This is a genomic window from Providencia sp. 6390 (genome assembly GCF_058148425.1).
Genome location: NZ_JBYVYL010000009.1, coordinates 201,581 through 222,712, shown reverse-complemented (window position 1 = coordinate 222,712; position 21,132 = coordinate 201,581). Strand labels below are relative to the sequence as shown.

The following is a 21,132-nucleotide window of genomic DNA, read 5'->3' as shown; positions in this document are numbered from 1 at the left end:
GATAGCTTTAACAATGAATATTTTATAAATTAATTTATTTAAATGGTTAAATAAACCGTTTTTGAGCGAGATTGTTTTTTACTTCACTATTAATATCAATATATAAGTCATAAAAATGGCTTCATACTTATCGTGTTTGATAAATTGTTATGCATAATTTTTTCCCGCATCCCTCCAGATCATACGTATAAAATATAATAAAAAGCTCTAACAAATTTTGAATTATATAAAATGGCAGCTATTCGTATTATATGTTTATAATCAATGGGTTGCTGTTATGCTATATTTGTAGTTATAGAAAATTGTCTACTAATTACTTGAAATTATTTCAATTTGAGTTGAAAGGCTCGACAACTGTGACAACATTCGTTAGATTATTTGGCATTCTAGAAGTCTAAACGTATAAGTGTATAAAAGGGGATGAATGATGCCAATTCGTTTACCAGATGAGTTGCCCGCGGTAAATTTCTTACGAGAAGAAAATGTTTTTGTCATGACAACGACAAGAGCAAGTCTTCAGGAGATCCGCCCCTTGAAAGTATTAATACTTAATTTAATGCCTAAAAAAATTGAGACTGAAAATCAATTTTTACGTTTGTTATCTAATACTCCACTGCAGGTTGATATTCAGTTACTGAGAATTGATCAACGTGAATCCAAAAATACGCCAACAGAGCATTTAAATACATTTTACTGCGACTTTGAAGACATTAGAGAACACAACTTTGATGGATTAATTGTTACAGGTGCGCCTTTAGGGTTGGTTGAATTTAATGATGTAGCGTATTGGCAGCAAATAGAGGAAGTCATTCATTGGGCAAAGGAGCATGTGACTTCAACATTGTTTGTTTGTTGGGCAGTGCAGGCAGCTCTTAAAGTTCTCTATGATCTACCCAAATGGACGCGTGAAGAAAAGCTATCAGGAATATATCAGCATGATACATTAGAGCCTTTTTCTTTATTAACCAGAGGGTTTGATGGGACATTTTATGCACCACACTCTCGTTATGCTGACTTTCCTGAAAATCTTATTCGTCAGCACACTGATTTAGATATACTCGCTAGCTCTCAAGAGGCAGGGGCATACCTGTTTGCTTCCAAAGATAAGAGGCTTGCATTTGTCACAGGTCATCCTGAATATGATGGTGATACTTTAGCACAAGAATATTATCGTGATGTTAGCGCTGGGATTTCGCCAAATATTCCATGTAATTATTTCAAAGATAATAATCCGGAAAACTCTCCCATTATCAGTTGGCGAAGTCACGGGCACCTACTTTTTTCAAATTGGTTAAACTATTTTGTGTATCAGATCACACCGTTTGATCTTACTCATATGAAACCGACACTGGATTGAAATTAAAAATTAATAACCAATAATTTATTATAATTTAAATTAATATTTATAATTTCTAATTTTTCTTAGATATAAATGTTGTTATATTGCCGTTGATATAGATAAAGCAGCCATTAAGAATGGCTGCTTTTTTTGTTTTTCGATATAAGCTGATAAAAATTGTTTCTTATGCAACACATTGATTTAACGTATCTTTAACATAGGTTGTTGCGGAAAAGGAATTATTAATCATAATTAAATTGCAATTAAACTTCATTAAAAACAATGTGATGTGTATATTTTAAATTAAAATGGAAACTGTTTTTGATTTATTTTTATTTTGAGTTAGTCTTAATTCTATCGGCAGATAAGAATGAGGATTGATCTATGGAGCAGCAATTATCAACATCAAATTTAACATTCATCAACAGCTTTAATCAGCAAGATCGCAGCGTACTAACAGCTGAAACTATTACATTTCTTTCTGAACTAGTAGAGAAGTTCTCAGCTAGTAGAGATTTGCTATTAAAAGAAAGATTGGTTAAGCAGCAACGAATTGATTCAGGTATGCTTCCTGAATTTATTTCAGAAACCGATTCCATTAAAAGTAGTGGCTGGAAAATTCAAAACATACCTGAAGATCTGCAAGATCGTCGTGTTGAGATAACAGGGCCTGTTGAGCGAAAAATGGTGATAAATGCACTGAATGCAAATGTTAAAGTTTTTATGGCCGATTTTGAAGATTCGCTTTCTCCATCTTGGGATAAATTGATCGATGGCCAAATAAATTTGAGCGATGCGATAAGAGGCGATATTTCCTATACCAATGAAAACGGCAAAGTTTACCAACTAAAATCAGATCCTGCTGTTTTAATTGCTCGTGTACGTGGCCTACATTTAGATGAAAAGCATGTTTTATTTGAAGGCAAGCCAATCCCTGGTGGCTTATTCGACTTTGCACTCTATTTTTTCCATAACCACGCTGCGCTATTAGCGAAAGGCAGTGGTCCTTATTTCTATATACCTAAACTTGAGTCTTGGCAGGAAGCTAAATGGTGGAGCGATGTATTTAGTGCCGCGGAAGACATTGTAGGTTTACCACGAGGAACGATTAAGGCGACTGTTTTGATTGAAACATTGCCAGCTGTTTTCCAAATGGATGAAATTTTGTATTACATGCGTCACCACATTGTTGGGCTAAATTGTGGGCGCTGGGATTATATTTTTAGTTATATCAAAACACTAAAAGAGCATTCAGATAAAGTGCTACCTGACCGGCAGGTAGTGACAATGACTCAATCATTCTTAAGTGCTTACTCACGCTTGTTGATCAAAACATGCCATCGCAGAGGTGCCTTTGCGATGGGCGGCATGTCTGCTTTTATTCCAAGTAAAGATGAAGAAGAAAATAAAGCGATATTAGCTAAGGTTAAAGCGGATAAAGAACTTGAAGCAAGTAATGGCCATGATGGCTCATGGGTAGCCCATCCAGGGCTTGCTGACACGGTAATGAATGTGTTTAACCAAGCGTTTGGTGAACATACAAATCAGCTGCACATTTCACGTGAATCGGATCAAACAATTAGTGCTCAAGAGTTATTACAGCCTTGTGATGGTGAAAGAACTGAGGCAGGTATGCGGGCAAATATTCGTGTTGCAGTTCAGTACATTGAGGCATGGATTTCAGGCAATGGGTGCGTGCCTATTTATGGGCTGATGGAAGATGCGGCAACGGCAGAAATTTCTCGTACTTCTATTTGGCAATGGATACGCCATGGTAAATCGCTTTCAAATGGTGAGAAAGTCACTAAAGCACTTTTTGAAGAGATGTTAGATGAAGAGTTACAGGTGATTCAAAAAGAGCTTGGTGATCAACGCTTCCAACATGGTCGTTTCCGTGAAGCGGCAGACTTAATGCGAAGGATCACAACGCAGGATGAATTAATTGAATTCTTAACCATTCCTGGTTACCAACTTATTGATTAATAGATATAAAAATATCCGAACTACCCTACATTATAAGGAATATCAACATGACGACATCACGCGCAGAGCAGATAACCCAGTTAGAAAACGAGTGGAAAAAAGCACGTTGGAAAGGGGTCACTCGCCCTTATAGTGCTGAAGAAGTGGTGAAGCTGCGTGGGTCAGTGAATCCTGAACATACTTTAGCGACTAAAGGCGCGCAACGGTTATGGGATCAACTGCATGGTAATTCTAAGAAAGGCTATGTGAATGCTCTAGGTGCATTAACTGGTGGCCAAGCTCTACAGCAGGCGAAAGCTGGTATTGAAGCTATCTATCTTTCTGGTTGGCAAGTCGCTGCTGATGCTAATACCGCATCAAGTATGTATCCAGATCAATCATTATACCCTGTTGATTCTGTGCCATCGGTGGTGAAGAAGATTAATAATACTTTTCGCCGAGCAGATCAGATCCAGTGGGCAAATGGAATTGGTCCTGAAAATAAAGAATATATCGATTTCTTTCTGCCAATCGTTGCTGATGCAGAGGCGGGGTTTGGTGGGGTACTGAATGCTTTCGAATTGATGAAAGGGATGATTGAGGCTGGCGCTGCAGCTGTGCACTTTGAAGATCAATTGGCTGCAGTTAAAAAATGTGGCCATATGGGGGGGAAGGTGCTGGTGCCTACACAAGAAGCCGTACAAAAATTGGTTGCTGCACGTTTAGCTGCTGATGTTTCTGGAGTGCCTACGATCCTCATAGCTAGAACTGATGCTGATGCTGCGGATTTATTAACATCCGATTGTGATCCTTATGATGCTGATTTTATTACAGGCGAAAGAACTAACGAAGGTTTTTTCAGAACAAATGCAGGAATTGAGCAAGCAATCAGCCGTGGGCTGGCGTATGCACCTTATGCAGATTTAGTCTGGTGTGAAACATCAAAGCCTGATTTAGAGGCTGCTCGACAATTTGCTGAGGCTATCCATGAGCAATATCCAGATAAATTATTAGCCTATAACTGTTCACCTTCTTTCAACTGGAAGAAGAATTTGGATGACGCAACGATAGCTCGTTTCCAAGATGAACTTTCAGCAATGGGTTATCGCTTCCAATTTATCACATTAGCGGGTATTCACAGTATGTGGTTCAACATGTTTGATTTGGCACATGCTTACGCACAAGGCGAAGGGATGAAACATTATGTTGAGAAAGTGCAAGAGCGCGAATTTGCTGCAATTAAGCAAGGCTATACTTTCTCTTCACATCAGCAGGAGGTGGGAACGGGTTACTTCGATAAAGTGACTACGGTGATCCAAGGTGGAACCTCATCAGTTACAGCGCTAACAGGCTCAACGGAAGAAGAGCAGTTTTAACTAAGCTAAGCATGTTTTTCTTTTGTTCATAGATATCTGTTTGTTTTATTGGCACTTTAGAGTGCCATTTTTTATCGGGAGCCGCTATGACATTATCGACTGAACAAATCATCTCACAAACTATCTTGCAAGGCTTTGATGCTCAATATGGTCGTTTCTTAGAAATTACCTCTGGGGCTCAAGAGCGGTTCGAGCGGGCAGATTGGCATGCTGTTCAAGATGCGATGAAACAAAGGATAAAGCTTTATGATCATCATGTAGGGTTGGTTGTTGCTCAGCTGCAGTTTATGGGGCTATCTCAATCATTAACGCCCGAAATGATATCAAAAATTAAGCATGTTTTTACTTCATTACTGCCAGGCTACCCACGTTTTGAAATTGCTGAAAGCTTTTTTAATTCCGTTTATTGCCGTTTATTTAAGCATCGTGAATTAACCCAAGACAATCTATTTATTTTTACGTCACAGCCTGCTCGTCGTTTCAGTGATTTACCTCGTCCATTAACCAAAGAATATCATGTTAATAGTAATTTATATGAGGTACTAACAGGGATCTTAGGCGCATTGCCTTTGAGGTTAAAGTGGCAATCTTTATCTGGTGATGTGCAATGTGTTGTTGATGCGTTAATGCAGCGATTCACTAATATTACTAATGAAACAGTGTCATTTCACATTGTTAATGAGCTATTTTATCGTAACAAAGCGGCTTGGTTAGTTGGAAAATTAGTGGTCAACAATGAGGTTCACCCATTTTTACTACCTATTCATCGTAATACAAATAGTGAAATCTACATTGATACCTGTTTAACGGGGTTTGATGAGGCGAGTATTGTTTTTGGTTTTGCTCGTTCCTACTTCATGGTTTATGCCCCATACCCAGCAGCCTTAGTGTTTTGGCTACGAGAGATTTTACCAAGTAAATCAATAGCAGAACTGTATATGGCAATTGGTTGTCAAAAACATGGTAAGACGGAATACTATCGTGAATATTTGGCTTTCATTAATTTTTCTCGTGAACAATTCACCATTGCCCCAGGGGTTAAGGGGATGGTGATGTTAGTATTCACTTCTCCTTCGTTTGACCGTGTTTTTAAGTTGATTAAAGATAAGTTTGCTCCACAAAAAGAAGTCACTCGGGAGCGTGTACAGGAGTGCTACCGTTTAGTTAAAGAACATGATCGCGTCGGGCGTATGGCTGATACGCAAGAGTTTGAAAACTTTATTATTGATAAACGTTTTATGAGTGATGAATTGATGGCGGAATTATTAAAAGAAGCACCTTCATTGATTGAAGATTTAGGGGAGAAAATATTAATTCGCCATTTGTATATGGAACGAAAAATGACACCATTGAATATTTATATGGATGATGCAAATGAAGGGCAGTTACTTCATGCCATTGATGAGTATGGCCAAGCGATTAAACAGCTTGCTGCTGCGAACATTTTTCCCGGTGATATGTTGTTTAAAAATTTTGGAGTGACTCGCCATGGTCGTGTGATCTTTTATGATTACGATGAAATTTGTTATATGAGTGAAGTTAATTTCCGGAAAATACCAGAGCCTATGTACCCTGAGCAAGAGCTTGCCAGTGAGCCTTGGTATAGCGTGGCTGAAAATGATGTTTTCCCTGAGGAATTTCCTCAATTTTTATGTCAAGACCCCAAAGTATGTGCCTATTTGCAGCAGAAACATGCGGAGCTGTTCACGGCTCAATATTGGCAAGGCTTACAAGAGAGAATTCGTAACGGCTATATTGAGGATGTCTATGCGTACCGTGAAGAGCTGCGCTTTACCCACGCCCAATAAGTTGTAATGGTTAAGGTTATTAACGAAGCGAGATGAAAACATGATTTTTCTCGCTCCGTATTATTCACTAAAAATCAATAAATTGATTGTTTGTGTTTATTTCAATACCTTAACTGAATGGTGGTTATTATAACTTGGCACCACTCACCGCTTGCTCTGCAAGTTGGGTGATACGTTGGTAATCACCCGCTTCTAAAGCATCTTCAGGAACTAGCCATGAGCCACCAATACATAGCACACTATTTAATGCTAAATAATCACGGTAGTTTGCTGGCGAGATCCCACCTGTAGGGCAGAATTTTACTTGTGAAAAAGGTCCTGCTATCGCTTTAAGGGCTTTAACTCCACCATTAGCCTCAGCTGGGAAGAATTTAAATTCTTTTAATCCGTAATTCATACCTAACATTAATTCAGAGACGGTTGAAATTCCAGGGATCAACGGAATAGTTCCTTGCGTTGCTGCACTGAGTAACTCTTCAGTGAGACCTGGGCTGATGGCAAATTGAGCACCTGCTTTGGTGACAGCCGCGAGTTGTTGAGCATTGATAACCGTTCCTGCCCCAATAATAGCCTCAGGTACTTCCTTGGCAATTAAACGAATTGCTTCAACGGCACACTCTGTTCTTAGTGTTACTTCAAGGACTTTCACGCCACCTTTTACTAGTGCTTTTGCAAGCGGAACGGCTTGCTCAAGTTTATTAATTACAATGACAGGAACGACAGGGCCTGCATTGAGCACATCTACAGCAGCGAGTTTCCAATTATGCATAATATTTCCCTAATTCGTTGAAATAATTTAAAAATTAATACTACAAGCACCTTCTTCGGCACCTGAAAAATGGCTTCTAAGTGCCCCAAATAATTCACGGCCACAGCCTGAATGTTCCGAACTTAAATCAGGTTGATAGGCTGGGCGGTTAGCAAGTTCTTGCTCATCAACTAACAGTGTTAATTCACCGGTCAAACCATTGACGCGGATCAGATCACCATCATGTACTTTAGCTAGCAGTCCATCATTATGAGCTTCAGGAGTTACATGGATCGCTGCGGGTACTTTGCCTGATGCACCTGACAAGCGACCATCAGTGACAAGAGCAACCTTATAGCCTCTATCCATTAACACGCCCAGCGGCGGCATTAACTTGTGTAGCTCTGGCATACCATTTGCAGAAGGTCCTTGAAAGCGCACAACAATAACACAGTCTCGATTTAGCGCTCCAGATTCAAAAACGGGTAAAATATCGTGCTGATTGTTAAATACGACAGCAGGTGCTTCGATCAGTTGGTTTTCTTCCGGTATCGCTGATGTTTTCATCACTGCGCGACCTAAATTACCAGCCAAAACCTTTGTTCCCCCGTGTTGAGAGAAAGGTTGATTAATATCTGAGATCACTTGTTGATCAAATGAGGTTTTAGCACCTTCACGCCATGCTAAAACGGCATCATCCAGCCATGGTTCCATGGTGTAACGAGAGAGGCCATAGCCTGCGACAGTATGGACATCTTCATGCAATAAGCCTTTAGATAATAGCTGTCGGATCAGTAGAGCAACACCGCCTGCGGCTTGGAATTGATTGATATCAGCTTGTCCATTCGGATAGATACGACAAATCAATGGAATAATGGCTGATAGCTCTGAAAAATCATCCCAATTAATAATGATGCCTGCTGCTCGTGCAATAGCAACGAGATGCATAGTTAGATTCGTTGATCCCCCTGTGGCGAGTAAGGCAATAATCCCATTTACGATCACCTTTTCATCAACAAGTTTGCCAATAGGTAAATAATTGCCTGATTGTTCTGTTAATCGAGTGATCTGACGTGCTGCTGCATCAGTTAACGCATCACGTAAAGGAGAATCAGGCTGCACAAAGGAAGAGCCGGGTAAGTGAAGCCCCATGACTTCCATAACCATTTGATTTGAATTCGCTGTCCCATAAAAGGTACAAGTACCAATACCGTGATAAGAGGCAGCTTCAGCTTCTAGTAGTGCATTGCGATCAACCTTTCCTTCCACATAGAGCTGGCGGATCCGTACTTTTTCTTTATTAGGCAAACCCGTTGCCATTGGGCCAGCAGGAACAAAAATAGCAGGAAGATGACCAAAAGAAAGAGCGCCCATCATGAGGCCGGGAACAATTTTATCGCAAATTCCGAGATATAAAGCACCATCAAACATATTATGTGACAGCCCAATCGCGGTAGACATTGCAATGACATCGCGGCTTAGCAAGGAGAGTTCCATACCATCTTGCCCTTGAGTAACGCCGTCGCACATTGCAGGAACACCCGCTGCGACTTGACCAATTGCACCTGCTTCAAGGAGTGCTTTTTTTAAGCGTTCTGGGTAACTATCATAAGGGCGGTGAGCTGACAGCATATCATTATAAGAATTGATGATTGCAATGTCAGAGCGTGTCATGCTTTTGAGGATATTTTTATCTTCAGGTTGGCAAGCTGCGAATCCATGAGCAAGATTGCCGCAAGCTAGCTCAGCTCGATGCACAGTACTGCTTCGAGCTTGTTCGATTTTTTTAAGGTAGCGTACACGTGTATTTTTTGAACGTTCAATAATCCGCTCTGTGATGCGCATGATTTCAGGATGAACGGTAGGAGGATGTTTTTCTATTGTACTGGAATTGCTCATGATTACTGACCTTATAATAGAGATTTTTTTCGATTAACTCGGCATTTATCGGGTATATACGCTAAAAATCTTTTTGTCATTCACTGTATGTTACCGGTAACATTGTTTCTTGAAATGGCAATAGTTGCAATGGTTGATAGACAAATTTCGAGTCATCTGTGATCTGAATCAAGATTATTTAAGAGAGGTACCAAACCTAGGCGTTTTCTTTACTGTAAGTAGTTATTTGCTTGGCTAAACTATGTTATTGAGCTGTTGCGAATGGAATTAAATAACAAAATTGTGGTCTAGTAATGAGTAGATATCTCAATTGATGTTAATGGAAATTTCATGCTAAAACGGTTAGTTGTAGCAATGCTACTTTTTACTTCTTCAGTGGCTTATGCAGGATCTGTGCTCTTGGAGTCAGGGTCACTTTCGATCCTGAATAATATTCAGCAACAGGCGTTAGGCTTAGAACCTGAGTTACGGGTGAAGGTGATAACTGAAAGCTTACTTGGTACACCTTATAATAACCGAACATTGAATTCACAAATGACCGCTGAAGAAAAGTTAATTGTAAATTTAAAATCAATGGATTGTATGACGTTTATTGAGTATACAGAAGCTTTCAAACGTTCTAATGATTACGATGGTTTTATTCGTAACCTAGCAAAAATTCGCTATTCAGAGAATGGAATTTCGTATGTTGAGCGTCGGCATTTTTTTACCGACTGGTTACAGCAAGCGGATGGTTCTGTCATTGATGTCACCACGCTTATTAGTCCAAATTCAATTGCGGTAAATAAAATACTTAATCAAAAAAGTAATGGGCAGTTGCTAATGAAAGGGCTACCTATGACTAATCGGTTAGTTAGATACATTCCAACAAAATATATTAATAATTCTGTTTTAGGTGCGATACAAACAGGTGACTATATTGGTATTTATTCGAATAAACCTGAATTAGATGTTAGCCATGTTGGGATAGCTATTCGTCAGGATGACAAAATTTATTTTAGAAATGCCTCTTCGTTGAAACGAGTTTTGAAAGTGAGCGATATAGAGTTAGAGCAATACCTGCAAGGGAAAGCAGGAATAGTCGTCCTGAGGTCACAACTCAGTCGGTTAGATTGATTTTTAACCTTTCACATTAAATATCATTTAATTTTTCGTTTTGTATTTCTATTTTTGTTAGTGATATTGCAGTTATTAAGTTTATAATATTATGTCGTCAATGTGGTTACTATTTTTACAGAAACACTATTTCTAGTTATTATTTTTTTTTCGTTAAAGTATGATCTATATCATATTATCTTTATCATTACTCTTCGGATGAGAAATAAAGTTATTTTTTTAAGTTTCTAACTATTTCTATGATTATTTAAAGTGTAAATAGTTATGAATATGTCGAATGTAAATAATTAATTATAAAAATATTTATATTGTTTTGAAAAATAAAAAGTGATTTAAAAGCAATGAATTACTATTAAATAATTAAAAGATAATAACTGTATTATTTGGTTAATAACTTTAACCTATTAATTTTTATTAATTTAATTGTTTTGAACTATTTCTAATAGACATTCGACATCCTATAATAGAGTGAATACAAAAATAATACCTATACTCGTCATACTTCAAGTTGCAGTGTTGTTGACTACGTTCACTCGCACTAGTCACCTACTTATGTAGGCTCCCAGCGACTCATTCACTTGTCGCCTAACTGCACCTCGAATTATTTAGAGTATATTTCCTATTTTAGGAGAGGGATATGGTTATAACAAAAAGAAAAAATGTATATGTCTTATTAGGGCATCACTTACGCAAAGCAAGAATGCAAAAAGGTTTATCGGGAAATGAATTAGCGGATATTATTAATTTAAGTCAACAACAGATATCCCGTTATGAGCGTGGTATTAATAAATTAAGTTTAGATAAGCTTATCGAAATTGTTGTATTTCTGGACATTGATGTGGGGGACATTGTTAAAGTAATTACAACAGAAATCGAACATGAAAAAGGGATAGTTGCCCAATAATGATATTATTTCGGATGAACTATTACCTAAAACAGGGTTTTGTTGGCGTTTTGTGTATTTTTGTGAGCAAATAAAAAGGTACAATAAAATAAATGTAAATTAAAGGTACTATAAAAGGATTTTTGAATGTTACGTAATTTATTGTTTTTTTTAATATTTTTGTTCTCAGGTTGCTCAACATTTTCGCCACAAACAGGTTACTATGTTGATACAAATCACCCATCACAGAATAGTAATCAAAGGATACAATATGTGATCCTGCATTATACCGTTTCTGATGATGAGCGCTCTCTCTACCTGCTAACTAAAGGAAAAGTTAGCTCGCATTATTTGATCCTGAACCAGCCTCAATATAACAATAATAAACCAGTTATTTTACAGCTGGTGCCAGAAAACTTAAGAGCATGGCATGCGGGGGCTAGCTCTTGGCTTCATCGTACAGGCTTGAATGACACGTCAATTGGTATTGAAATTGTCAATGCAGGATATAAAGATGATCAAAATGGTAATAGAACATGGGCACCGTTTAATCCATCGCAGATTTCAGCATTAATTCCGCTGGTTAAAGATATTATGCAGCGTTATCAAATACCACCTGAAAACATTATTGGTCACAGTGATATTGCACCGTTACGTAAGGAAGATCCTGGTAGAGCGTTCCCTTGGGAGGCATTGTCAAAACAAGGTATTGGCGCTTGGCCAGATGCAAAAACAGTCACAAACTATTTATCAAATAGACCTGTAGATGAGCCTAGCAACATTTTATTATTGCAAAAAGCGCTCAAGTTTTATGGTTATGCTGACATTCCTCTTTCAGGTCAATTAGATACAGCGACACAAAAAACGATCAGTGCATTCCAAATGCATTTTCGCCCACGTAATATTGATGGTCAAGCGGATGCAGAAACAGAAGCGATTGCTTTTGCATTAATTGAAAAGTATCGCAATATAGCTCAGTTTTTGTCCTCACATCAACTTGAGAATTGGCCTCAAGAAAGGGATTAATGAAATTTAGTAGTTAGGCATGTAACATATCACATGCCTTTGACTTTCAATAGTTTATTAAGATCCAAATTAGCGGATCGCACCGTACTCGCGGCTGATCTCTTTCGCTGCTTTGATCACCATCGCCCCTAACTCTGTCACACGATCATCGGTGATGCGCGATAGCGGACCTGAGATGGAAATGGCGGCAAAGGCTTCTTTATGTTCATCATAAATACATGCACCGATGCATCTTAGACCTAATGCATGCTCTTCATCATCATAAGAAAAACCTTGTTTTTTGGCTTGCTGTAGGTTCTCTTTTAGCGCTGATGGCGTGGTTAGGGTGTAGGGGGTGTAGGCATGTAGCCCCTTCTTGCTGAGTAGTGGGATAAGCTGATCTTCTGGTAAGTTTGCGATAAACGCTTTACCTGCACCCGACGCATGTAAGGGTAATTTCCCGCCAATGGGTGCTGACATACGCATTAAGGCGTTACATTGTACTTGGTCAACAATTACTGCATCGAATTCAGTGTGATCAAGGATAGCTAAGTTGACAGTTTCACCCGACTCATCCATTAAACGGCGCAAGATAGGGTGGACCAATGCAAGTAAATTGCGGCTTTCGAGGAAGCTGCTGCCAATGATAAATGCGTTTGATGCGATCACCCATAGCCCCAAATCACCCGTTTGGCGCACAAAACCATGTTGTTCTAAGGTCATCAGTAAGCGGTGGGTGGTTGAATTGGGTAAGCCAGCTTGCAGCGCAAGATCAGTGAGGGCAATGCCACCTGTTGATTCAGAAATATATTCCAAAAGTGTTAGTCCACGGCTTAATGACTGGACTTGACCTGCTGCTGGCGCGCCACTAGCGGGTCCCTTTGCCTTTTTTATTTTTTTACTAATTGATGCAGTCGCCATTAAGTCTCTCCTGACTGGAATGAATTTTTGTTTCTATTATGGATGATCTCACTCCAAAATACTCATCGGATCAGTGAAAAATTGGATCTGAGACAACCTGAAAAACTCTCATCATGGGCTCGAATTCTCGATGTGAAAACTGTGATAGGATGGTAATAGCGATAATTTAACTTATGACTATACTCGTCATACTTCAAGTTGCAGGGCTTTTCGTTAAGACTTAAGGGACTACGCTACGCTCGCCGAGTCACAGTGTTTATCTATGCTCCCCGACTATCTTCACTTGTCGCCTACCTGCATCTTGAATTATCTTGAGTATATGGTGGTTGTTTTTTAGGAGGCGGTGCAAGTGTCGTATAAAATCAGTCAATTAGAAAAAGAATTAAAAAAGAGGATATTAGTACTGGATGGCGCTATGGGCACCATGATCCAACGCCATAAACTTAGCGAAGAGCAATTTCGCGGTGAACGATTTGCTGACTGGCCAAGTGATCTCAAAGGAAATAATGATTTACTTGTTTTAACGCAACCTGAAATTATTAGAGACATCCATAGCCAATATTTTTCAGCAGGCGCTGACATCGTTGAGACTAATACCTTTAACTCAACCACTATCGCGATGGCTGATTATAAAATGGAATCGTTATCCGCAGAGATTAATGAAGTTGCAGCGCGCATTGCACGTGAGTGTGCCGATGAGTGGACACTAAAAACCCCTGAAAAGCCGCGTTATGTCGCTGGTGTTTTAGGCCCAACCAACCGAACTGCTTCGATATCCCCTGATGTTAATGATCCCGCTTACCGTAATGTCAGTTTTGATCAACTTGTTGAAGCCTATCGCGAATCAACACGTGCTTTAGTGAAAGGTGGTGTTGATCTGATCATGATCGAAACCATTTTTGATACCTTGAATGCAAAAGCGGCTATTTTTGCCGTTGAAACTGAATTTGAATCATTGGGCATTAAATTACCTGTGATGATTTCTGGCACTATCACCGATGCTTCAGGGCGAACACTATCAGGACAAACGACTGAAGCATTTTATAACTCGCTTCGTCATGCTAAACCGATTTCATTTGGTTTGAACTGTGCATTGGGCCCTGACGAATTACGTCAATATGTCTCTGAATTATCGCGCATTGCTGAATGCTATGTGAGTGCACACCCTAACGCAGGTTTACCAAATGCTTTTGGTGAATATGATCTTGACGCACAAAATATGGCTGAGCAAATCAATGAATGGGCGAAAGCTGGTTTTCTCAATATTGTAGGTGGCTGCTGTGGAACAACGCCATTACATATTCAAAAAATGGCTGAGGCTGTACAAGGAATTGCCCCACGAGTTTTACCAAGCCTTCCGGTTGAATGCCGTTTATCAGGTTTAGAGCCACTGAATATTGGTGAAAAATCTCTATTTGTTAATGTGGGTGAGCGAACTAACGTTACAGGCTCTGCAAAATTTAAGCGTTTAATTAAAGAAGGAAACTACCAAGAAGCGTTAGATGTTGCGCGCCAACAAGTTGAAAATGGTGCACAAATTATTGATATCAACATGGATGAAGGGATGTTGGACTCAGAGGCAGCCATGGTGCGGTTTTTGAATCTAATCGCAGGGGAGCCCGATATTGCCCGTGTGCCTATCATGATTGACTCATCCAAGTGGGATGTAATTGAAAAAGGGCTCAAATGTATTCAAGGCAAAGGGATCGTTAACTCTATTTCAATGAAAGAAGGTGAAGCGGCTTTTATTGAACATGCAAAACGGGTTCGTAAGTATGGTGCGGCAGTGGTTGTCATGGCGTTTGATGAAGTTGGCCAAGCAGATACCCGTGAGCGCAAAATTGAAATATGTCGTCGTGCATATCAAGTACTAACAGAAACGGTTGGTTTCCCCCCAGAAGATATCATTTTTGACCCTAATATTTTTGCGGTAGCGACAGGGATCGAAGAACACAACAACTATGCCGTCGATTTCATTGAAGTTTGTCAGGACATCAAACAGCAGCTTCCTCATGCAATGATTTCAGGTGGTGTTTCTAACGTTTCGTTCTCATTTAGGGGCAACGATCCTGTTCGCGAAGCGATTCATGCCGTGTTTCTTTATTATGCGATCCGTAACGGGATGGATATGGGGATCGTCAATGCAGGGCAGTTAGCGATCTACGATGATCTGCCTACAGAGCTGAAAGATGCGGTAGAGGATGTGATCCTAAACCGTCGTGATGACAGCACCGAGCGTTTATTAGATCTAGCCGAAAAATATCGTGCGACCAGTAGTGGTGAGCAACAAATTCAGCAAGCGGAATGGCGCTCATGGGAAGTTGAAAAGCGTTTAGAATACGCTTTGGTAAAAGGGATCACTGAATTTATCACTCAAGATACAGAAGAAGCTCGCCAGCGTGCAGCTAGCCCAATCGAAGTGATAGAAGGACCATTGATGAACGGCATGAATGTTGTCGGTGACTTATTTGGTGAGGGCAAAATGTTCTTACCTCAAGTGGTTAAATCTGCTCGCGTGATGAAACAAGCTGTCGCCTACTTAGAGCCTTATATTCAAGAACTCAAGCAGTCAGGCAGCAGCGCGGGTAAAATATTATTAGCCACGGTTAAAGGCGACGTTCACGACATAGGTAAAAATATCGTTGGGGTTGTTTTACAGTGCAATAATTATGAAATTATTGATTTAGGCGTCATGGTGCCTTGTGAAACTATCTTGAAAACAGCACGAGAAAAGAATGTTGATATTATTGGCTTATCAGGTTTGATCACGCCATCACTGGATGAAATGGTACATGTTGCGAAAGAGATGGAACGGCAAGGTTTTACACTTCCTTTGATGATCGGCGGGGCGACAACATCAAAAGCTCATACCGCAGTAAAAATAGAGCCTAACTATAGTCATTCAGTCACTTATGTTCAAAACGCATCTCGTACAGTAGGCGTGGTTTCAGCGCTACTTTCTGCGACACAAAAAGAAGAGTTTGTGGCACGAACACGCCGTGAATATGAAGTGGTTCGTGAACAACATGGACGTAAAAGACCGAAAACACCGCCTGTTTCATTGGAGGTTGCTCGCGCAAACGCAGTAAAAATTGATTGGCAAAACTACCAGCCGCCTGTGCCGCGTTTTTTAGGTGTGAAAGAAGTTCAAGCATCGATTGAAACATTGCGTCATTACATCGATTGGACACCATTCTTTATGACATGGTCTCTGGCTGGCAAGTACCCACGTATTTTGGAAGATGAAATAGTAGGCGAAGAAGCGCGTAAATTACTGCGTGATGCTAATGCCATGTTAGATCAACTAGCAGAGAAACAATCTTTAGTGCCAAGAGGGATCTTTGGACTGTTTCCTGCTAACCGAGTGGGGGATGATGTTGAAATATACACATCATCCACTCGTGATAACGTAAATTGTGTTGCATTGAATTTACGTCAACAGACAGAGAAAAAAGAGTTTCCTAATTATTGCTTATCGGACTTTGTGGCACCTAAAGACAGTGGTCAAGCGGATTATATTGGTGCATTTGCCGTCACTGGTGGTTTAGAAGAAGATGCATTGGCCGACCAATATGAACAACAACATGATGACTATAATAAAATCATGTTGAAAGCATTAGCAGATCGGTTAGCAGAAGCATTTGCTGAATACCTACATCAGCAGGTAAGAAAAGAGTATTGGGGCTATGCACCTGATGAAGACTTACCGAACGAAGAGCTGATCCGTGAAAAATATCAAGGGATCCGCCCTGCACCGGGTTATCCAGCGTGCCCTGAACACACAGAGAAAGCCAAAATTTGGCAGTTACTTGATGTTGAAAAGCAAATTGGTATGCAGCTGACTAGCTCTTATGCCATGTGGCCGGGTGCTTCGGTTTCAGGTTGGTATTTTAGCCACCCTGAAAGTAAGTATTTTGCCGTTGCTCAGGTACAACGTGATCAAATCGAAGATTATGCACAGCGTAAAGGCATGTCGAACACAGAATTGGAGCGTTGGTTGGCACCAAACTTAGGTTACGACCCAGAGGATTGATTTTTCATATATTAGGCACCATCTTATAGGAATAGGAAACCTAAAGAGACTGTGAGCTATGAGCTACGAATTTATTATAGAAGATACCCTGCCGGCGACGGCAGTTTATCCCTACAAGATCCAAAACAACGCTGCGCCTGAAACATTTTTCATGAGTGAAGATTTCGTCAGTGCCATGATGAGCATTTTGCAAATTATGGATAAATTGGATACGGATGACATGCTTGATGATCATTGTTTTAATAAAATTTGGTTGCGCAGCGAATTAACGCCAGCACGGGCAGAAGAGATCTACCTTTACTTAGAGGATCCGCAATCTATCGATCCTATCCCTTCCCAAGAAGAGATCGATGCTTTTCATCAGGCACAACGGGATGAAGACAAGCTGCTAGCGAAGGAAAGTCCAAAAGAAGGCATGATACCAGTACATAAATTCGCAACTAATGATGGTTGGTTAGTAACAGTGAAAGAATGTGGTTGGATAGCTGAAATTTTTTCACCTGAATTGGTTGGAGAAAACCAATTTGTGGTGTCACAGATTGCGAGTCTATGCAAAGTGAGCCATGAAACCCTAGAGGCGCTGCTAGTTGAGTGGGGTAAATTTAACCTGTTTGCCAGCAAACATGGTGGTTATCGGGTCAATTAACGAAACGCTTATTGGGGGGAATTCCCCCCAAATAATATTGCGATTCTGCCTATATTTTACGTCTTAATCACTTATCCTTTTTCATGAGGAGTGTTATGTTATATACATAATGCTGGTGAATGGACTGAACTGATGAATTTACGACCTTTAATGCTGTTGCTTTGTCTAGGCAATACAGCTTTTGTGCAAGCAGATACAACAGAAATGCTCTCTGTAAAAGAAAAGCAGCAATCACCAGCCTCCCTGACTGTTCCGCAGAATAACCTTCCTGAAGAATTTACCAATCGATTAAAAGAAGCCGAATCGGGCGATATTGATGCCATGCTTGATGTTGGGCTGGTGTATATGGATGGCACTGATTATTTATCTGCTGATTTAAAAAACGCGTTTATTTGGTTTAAAAAGGCATCTGATCTTGGTAACACTGATGGTGACTATTATTTAGGCCTTTTGGCACAAAACCAGCAAAAATATGAAGAAGCAGCGCGTTGGTATCGTAAAGGTGCAGAACAAGGCGATGCATATTGCCAATATGGCTTAGGTTTTTTATATGAGCGCGGTCTCGGTGTTAAGCAAGACTACAAACAAGCAAAAGCATGGTATTCAGAGTCGGCTGAACAAGGGCAATCCTACGGGCAATTTGCATTGGGTATGTTTTACCATGATGGGCTAGGTGGTGATGTTGATTATCAAAAAGCCAGAGAGTGGTATGAAGAAAGTGCTCAGCAAGGTGTTGCTTCAGCAGTCAATAACTTAGCTGTATTGTATGAAAATGGCGAAGGCGTTGAACAAGACGAAGAAAGAGCGATTAATTTATATCGCCAAGCAGCCAATATGGGATCCGCTACTGCGCAAAATAATATGGGGGACTTTTACTATGAAGGTCACCGCTTAATTGAAAAAAATGACTATCAAGCTATTTACTGGTACAAACGTGCGGCACTGCAAGGTAATTCAGATGCGCAATTTGCGATGGGTAGGGGCTATGAAAAGGGTGATGGAATAGGCAAAGATTTGGTCAGTGCCTTTGATTGGTATCAACAAGGTGCTGATAATGGCTCCGCGCCTGCAGCCATGAGGGTCGCTGAATTTTATGAACAAGGACTCGGTGGTGTTAAGGCCGATCATAACAAAGCCATAGAGTGGTATATGAGTATGGCTGATGATGATATTACTGAGGCACAAATAAAATTAGCGCAGCTCTATCTTGCGGGCCAATTACCTGACATTGATAGCCAAAAAGTGGTGGGTTGGTTACTCGCCTCTGAAAAAGATGACGTTCAATCTAAAAACCAGTTGGCCTTGTTTTATTTAACAGGAACAGGGGTACAGCAGAATACGCAAAAGGCGCGTGAATTGCTGCAACAATCAGCGTTTAAAGATGTGAGTGATGCACAAAATAACCTTGCGGTGATGTATGCAAAAGGACTTGGCGGTGAAAAAAACATTTTCCGTGCCATGATGTGGTTTGAACGAGCGGCAAAATCGGGTAATAGTGTCGCCATAGCTAATTTAAAACTATTACAAGAAAATAAAGATGTGACGGCTTCAATGTTGAAGTATACCGATAATGTACAGAAGCTAATAAAATAATGGGGAAAGGCGGCCTTTAATATCAGCCGCCCGAGGTTGTTGACGAAGCGGGATAAAAGCGTGGTTTTTCCCGCTCCGTGTTATCAGCCGAAAATCAATGAATTGATTTTCCTTGTTTATTTCAAAAACCTTAACGACCGCAGACAAACAAAATACGTTTGTCTGCGGTCTGAGGCGGCTTTAATACCAGTCGCCTTACTTTTATTCAAACAAGTTAGAATGCAGCGTACGTACAATCTCTTCTGCATCACTGCCGGGTACTAATAAGCAGATATTATGGCTGCTTGCACCGTAGCTGATCATCCGAATATTAAATGACTCTAAGGCACCGAAAATTTGTTTGCCTAAGCCATTCACTTGAGACAGTTCATTACCAATAATCGCCACCAGCGCGAGATCCTCTTCAACCTCAACACGGCATAGCGCGGAAAGCTCCGTCATCAATGCGTTGGTTAGCAAGCTACCATTGGTGCCTGTCGAACCTGTTGTATCCAATGTCAGTGCCACACTCACTTCTGAAGTGGTGATCAGGTCAACGGAAATGTTATGGCGTAATAATATAGTAAATATTTCTGCTAAAAAGCCGCGTGCATGGAGCATTTTTAGGCTATGTAACGTTAGTAATGTTTGTTTGCGACGCAGAGCCAGCGCTCTAAACTGTGGTGCTTTGACCGTTTTATCGCAAACCAATGTACCGCCTGCCTGTGGTTCTTTACTTGAACCAACAAAAACGGGGATCCCCGCGCGAACAGCAGGTAACAAAGTTGCTGGATGAAGGATTTTAGCACCAAACGTTGCCATTTCTGCTGCTTCATCAAAAGCGATTTCATCGATACGTTGTGCAGAAGGAACAACACGTGGATCGGTAGTGTAGATACCGGGTACATCCGTCCAAATATCAACGCGAGATAGATTCAGAACTTCTGCCAGCAATGCCGCTGTATAGTCACTGCCTCCTCGACCTAAGGTCGTGGTACGTCCTTTGCCGTCTTGACCAATAAAGCCTTGAGTAATGACTAAATTGTCTTGCAGACGTGGTAATAATTGCTGCTGTGCCGCCTCTTTTAATTGCAGTAAATCAGGCTCAGCTTTTCCAAAACTCCCATTTGTTTTCATGACTTTACGGACATCAAACCATTGTGAGTTTGCGCCTCGCTGGCGGAGCACTTCAACAAACAGTAATGTTGACATTAATTCGCCATGGCTGACCATTTCGTCGGTGAGAGCATCGGAAGTGGCGAGTGATGCTGAATCAGCTAAATGTGCGATATTTTCTAATAAACGATCAATTTCTTCGCGTATTACATCCGCATGCTGTAGTTTATCAATAATAGCGTATTGAATATCTTGTACTTTTTGCAGTAGTTCATTGCGTTTGTCTATGTCACAGCCTTCGGCAAGCTCAATCAACAAATTGGTGATACCTGCTGAAGCCGAGAGCACGACCACACGGACATTGCTATTAGACAGAACAACGTCAGCGCTTTTATTCATCGCTTCAAAATTGGCAACACTGGTACCACCAAATTTGGCGATAACGAACGGACTATTTTCTGACAAAGACGCTACTGCATTCATGATATCAATCCCTTTTGGCAAACTATTTTGCATATAGAAATATCGGGTTAGGCTAATGTCGTCAATGAAGAATCGATGCAAATCAGTAATTTTAATGATGGCCTACTTATTATCGTTTTTCCCGATATACTCGGCATACTTCGAGTTGTAGCGTTTTTCGTTGAGGTATGGTGACGACATTCTCTCACGCCAGTCACATCGTTTTTATATTATCGCTTTTCCCGA

Annotated in this window: 14 protein-coding genes; 10 read left to right on the top strand and 4 right to left on the bottom strand. The window is 40.3% G+C overall.

What is annotated here, in order from left to right; translation table 11 throughout:
* The first annotated feature begins 427 nt into the window (after positions 1–427).
* The 4 genes from metA to aceK all read left to right on the top strand — a co-directional run bounded on the left by metA (position 428) and on the right by aceK (position 6,485).
* Complete coding sequence (gene metA / locus AC3Z9T_RS18030) at positions 428–1,357, top strand: homoserine O-succinyltransferase MetA (protein ID WP_490127479.1); 930 nt, start codon at positions 428–430, stop codon at positions 1,355–1,357.
* Positions 1,358–1,723: 366 nt separating this feature from the next.
* Positions 1,724–3,322, top strand: coding sequence for a malate synthase A (aceB, locus tag AC3Z9T_RS18025; RefSeq protein ID WP_490127475.1), 1,599 nt, complete (start codon positions 1,724–1,726; stop codon positions 3,320–3,322).
* Positions 3,323–3,369: 47 nt separating this feature from the next.
* On the top strand, positions 3,370–4,677 hold the full coding sequence (aceA, locus tag AC3Z9T_RS18020; protein ID WP_490127474.1) for an isocitrate lyase: 1,308 nt from the start codon (positions 3,370–3,372) through the stop codon (positions 4,675–4,677).
* Positions 4,678–4,763: 86 nt separating this feature from the next.
* Complete coding sequence (gene aceK, locus AC3Z9T_RS18015) at positions 4,764–6,485, top strand: bifunctional isocitrate dehydrogenase kinase/phosphatase (RefSeq protein WP_490127473.1); 1,722 nt, start codon at positions 4,764–4,766, stop codon at positions 6,483–6,485.
* A 127-nt stretch (positions 6,486–6,612) separates the two neighbouring features.
* Here aceK and AC3Z9T_RS18010 read toward each other — a convergent pair whose 3' ends face one another.
* Both AC3Z9T_RS18010 and edd read right to left on the bottom strand, forming a co-directional pair.
* Positions 6,613–7,254, bottom strand: a complete 642-nt coding sequence (locus tag AC3Z9T_RS18010) for a bifunctional 4-hydroxy-2-oxoglutarate aldolase/2-dehydro-3-deoxy-phosphogluconate aldolase (protein WP_490127472.1) — start codon at positions 7,252–7,254, stop codon at positions 6,613–6,615.
* A 27-nt stretch (positions 7,255–7,281) separates the two neighbouring features.
* The gene (edd, locus tag AC3Z9T_RS18005; RefSeq protein ID WP_490127471.1) at positions 7,282–9,132 is read right to left on the bottom strand and encodes a phosphogluconate dehydratase; all 1,851 of its coding nucleotides are present in this window, start codon (positions 9,130–9,132) and stop codon (positions 7,282–7,284) included.
* A 330-nt stretch (positions 9,133–9,462) separates the two neighbouring features.
* Here edd and AC3Z9T_RS18000 point away from each other — a divergent pair, with 330 nt between their 5' ends.
* The 3 genes from AC3Z9T_RS18000 to AC3Z9T_RS17990 all read left to right on the top strand — a co-directional run bounded on the left by AC3Z9T_RS18000 (position 9,463) and on the right by AC3Z9T_RS17990 (position 12,157).
* Positions 9,463–10,248, top strand: coding sequence for an N-acetylmuramoyl-L-alanine amidase-like domain-containing protein (locus tag AC3Z9T_RS18000; protein WP_490127470.1), 786 nt, complete (start codon positions 9,463–9,465; stop codon positions 10,246–10,248).
* 637 nt (positions 10,249–10,885) lie between these two features.
* Complete coding sequence (locus AC3Z9T_RS17995; RefSeq protein WP_490127469.1) at positions 10,886–11,152, top strand: helix-turn-helix domain-containing protein; 267 nt, start codon at positions 10,886–10,888, stop codon at positions 11,150–11,152.
* A 126-nt stretch (positions 11,153–11,278) separates the two neighbouring features.
* Positions 11,279–12,157: an N-acetylmuramoyl-L-alanine amidase gene (locus AC3Z9T_RS17990; protein ID WP_490127468.1), complete on the top strand. Its 879-nt coding sequence runs from the start codon at positions 11,279–11,281 to the stop codon at positions 12,155–12,157.
* A 69-nt stretch (positions 12,158–12,226) separates the two neighbouring features.
* Here AC3Z9T_RS17990 and iclR read toward each other — a convergent pair whose 3' ends face one another.
* Complete coding sequence (gene iclR, locus AC3Z9T_RS17985; protein WP_490127467.1) at positions 12,227–13,057, bottom strand: glyoxylate bypass operon transcriptional repressor IclR; 831 nt, start codon at positions 13,055–13,057, stop codon at positions 12,227–12,229.
* 349 nt (positions 13,058–13,406) lie between these two features.
* On the opposite strand from iclR, the gene metH reads away from it, so the two are divergent.
* From metH to AC3Z9T_RS17970, 3 genes are all read left to right on the top strand, one after another.
* Positions 13,407–17,090, top strand: a complete 3,684-nt coding sequence (gene metH, locus AC3Z9T_RS17980; protein ID WP_490127466.1) for a methionine synthase — start codon at positions 13,407–13,409, stop codon at positions 17,088–17,090.
* A gap of 58 nt (positions 17,091–17,148) precedes the next feature.
* On the top strand, positions 17,149–17,736 hold the full coding sequence (locus AC3Z9T_RS17975; RefSeq protein ID WP_490127465.1) for a hypothetical protein: 588 nt from the start codon (positions 17,149–17,151) through the stop codon (positions 17,734–17,736).
* Positions 17,737–17,868: 132 nt separating this feature from the next.
* A complete protein-coding gene (locus tag AC3Z9T_RS17970; RefSeq protein WP_490127464.1) occupies positions 17,869–19,329 on the top strand; it encodes a tetratricopeptide repeat protein in 1,461 nt (486 codons plus the stop codon).
* 201 nt (positions 19,330–19,530) lie between these two features.
* Here AC3Z9T_RS17970 and lysC read toward each other — a convergent pair whose 3' ends face one another.
* Positions 19,531–20,907, bottom strand: a complete 1,377-nt coding sequence (gene lysC / locus AC3Z9T_RS17965; RefSeq protein WP_490127463.1) for a lysine-sensitive aspartokinase 3 — start codon at positions 20,905–20,907, stop codon at positions 19,531–19,533.
* Positions 20,908–21,132: the final 225 nt, after the last annotated feature.